This window comes from Variovorax sp. 01T439_2 (assembly GCF_056398445.1).
In genome coordinates, this window is sequence record NZ_JBFTPJ010000957.1 from 1 (window position 1) to 2,220 (window position 2,220).

The window sequence follows — 2,220 nt, forward strand, 5'->3', positions numbered from 1 at the left end:
GCCCCGGCCGGTGCACGAAAGCACGCAGCGCCGCTGCGTGGTCGACCTTGGCTGCGGCGCCGGCGCCACCGCGCGCACGCTGGTGGGCGACGACCCGTCGCTCTTTGCCGTCACGGTCACCAACGTGGCGGTGCAGAACCGCATCGCGCTGCGGCTCGATGCCGGCGCCGGCGTGGCCGACCGCGTGGCGCACATCGAGGCCGACTACACCCGCACCGGCCTGCCCACCGCACAGGCCGATGGCGCGTGGGCCGTGGAAAGCGCCTGTTACGCGAGCGGCACGGCCAAGGCCGATTTCGTGCGCGAGGCGGCCCGCCTGCTGAAGCCCGGCGCACGGCTCGCGGTGATCGACGGCTTCCTGCTGCGCGAGAAGCCCGGCCGCAGCGCCAGCTGGCTGCACCGCCTGTGGGCCGACAGCTGGGCCGTGCCCACGCTGGCCGTGCGGGACGATTTCGTCGCCGCGCTGCGCGACCACGGCTTCGAGGACATCGAGGTGCGGTCGCTGCGCTGGCGCGTGGCGCCCAGCGCGCTGCACATCCCGGTGCTTGCCACGCGCTTCGCGCTGGCCGAACTCTGGAAGGCGCGCGGCCGGCTCAGCCCCTGGCGCCGCAAGCACATCGTGGCCAGCTACTGCGCGCTGGTGCTGGGCCTTTTCTGGCGCGATTTCGACTACTGCATGGTGACGGCCAGGCGCAGCGACTGAAAAACCAACACATGACGAGGAGAAGAGATCGAAATGAGCACCGAACCCGATGACACCCAGCGGCCTGGCCCGGCCGCGCCGGCGCCCGCCGCCGCGCCCGCGATGAGCGGCATCTCCATTCGCCACATGCCCTTCGCCTGGTTCTGGCCTGCGCTGGCCGGTGCCCTGGTGGCATTGCTGCTGCGCATCGCATTCAGCGGTGGACCGGGCCAGCGCTTCTCGGCGATGCTCGGCTCGTTCATCTACCTCGCGCCTGCCGTGTGCGGCGCGGTCACGGTCTACATGGCCGAGCGCATCGGACGGCGCAGCTGGGGCTACTACCTCTGGATGCCCTGGATCTCCACGGCCCTGTTCCTGGCCGGCACATTGGCCATCTTCATCGAAGGCCTCGTCTGTGCGGTCGTGATCATTCCGCTGTTCGCGTTCATGGGCAGCCTCGGCGGCCTCGCGATGGGCATCGTCTGCCGCATCACGAACTGGCCCAGGCCTGCGCTCTACAGCTTCGCCTTGCTGCCGCTGGTCTTCGGCGCCGTCGAGCCACAGTGGCCCAACCCCGAGCAGGTCTCAGGCACCTCGCGCACCCTCTTCATTGCCGCGCCCGCCGAACGCGTGTGGCATGAACTGAACAATGCGCAGGGCATCCGCCCGAGCGAGGTCGGCGATGCCTGGGCCTACCGCATCGGCGTGCCGATGCCGGTGGCGGGCGTGACCCAAGACACGCCCGAGGGCCGCGTGCGCAAGGTGCAGTGGCAAAAGGATGTGCACTTCGACGAGATCATCACCGAGTGGCAACCGCTGCAGCGCGTGAAGTGGCGCTACCGCTTCTCGCCCGATTCCTTTCCCGCCGGCGCGCTGGACGACCACGTGGTGATCGGCGGCCACTATTTCGACCTGCGCGACTCGGCCTACACGCTCACGCCGCGCGAGGGCGGCACGGAGCTTCGCATCGATGTGTCCTGGCGCGTGAGCACGCGCTTCAACTGGTATGCCGACCGTGTGGCGCAGTTCCTGCTGGGCGACTTCTCCGAGCACATCCTGCGCTTCTACAAGGCGCGCAGCGAAACGGCCGAAGCGGCCGCCGCCTGAACGGGCCACAATGACCGGACCATGCCGCGCCGCCCCGAAAACCTCTATCCGCAATACCACGCCCACGTCTACTTCGACCCCGCCACGGTGGCCGAGGCCCGGCAGCTGTGCGAACAGGCGGGCCGCGAACTGATGGTGGTGGTCGGCCGCGTGCACGAACGGCTGGTGGGGCCCCACACGCGCTGGAGCTGCCAGCTGGCGTTCGACGCGGCGGAGTTCGACCAGGTGATCGAATGGCTCGAGGCGCACCGCAACGGCCTCGACATCTTCGTGCACGGCGTCACGGGCGACGACTTTGCCGACCACACGGCGCATGCGATGTGGCTCGGCGAAGAGAACCCGCTCGACCTGCGGATGTTCCGGCGCTAGCTAGCCTGTTCTTCTTCGCTCGTGGGTTGCGGCGCGTGGTGCTCCGACGCGCTGCCGTGCAC

The 2,220-nt window shown here is 69.5% G+C and carries 3 protein-coding genes; all 3 read left to right on the top strand.

Annotated features, from left to right (window positions below; translation table 11 throughout):
* A partial coding sequence (locus AC1DOC_RS30365) for an SAM-dependent methyltransferase (protein WP_478131196.1) occupies positions 1 to 703 on the top strand: 703 nt, incomplete at its 5' end.
* Positions 704 to 736: 33 nt separating this feature from the next.
* Positions 737 to 1,789, top strand: a complete 1,053-nt coding sequence (locus AC1DOC_RS30370; protein ID WP_278874671.1) for an SRPBCC family protein — start codon at positions 737 to 739, stop codon at positions 1,787 to 1,789.
* A 21-nt stretch (positions 1,790 to 1,810) separates the two neighbouring features.
* Entirely contained in the window at positions 1,811 to 2,158 is a 348-nt protein-coding gene (locus tag AC1DOC_RS30375; RefSeq protein ID WP_012746830.1) for a DOPA 4,5-dioxygenase family protein, read from the top strand.
* Positions 2,159 to 2,220: the final 62 nt, after the last annotated feature.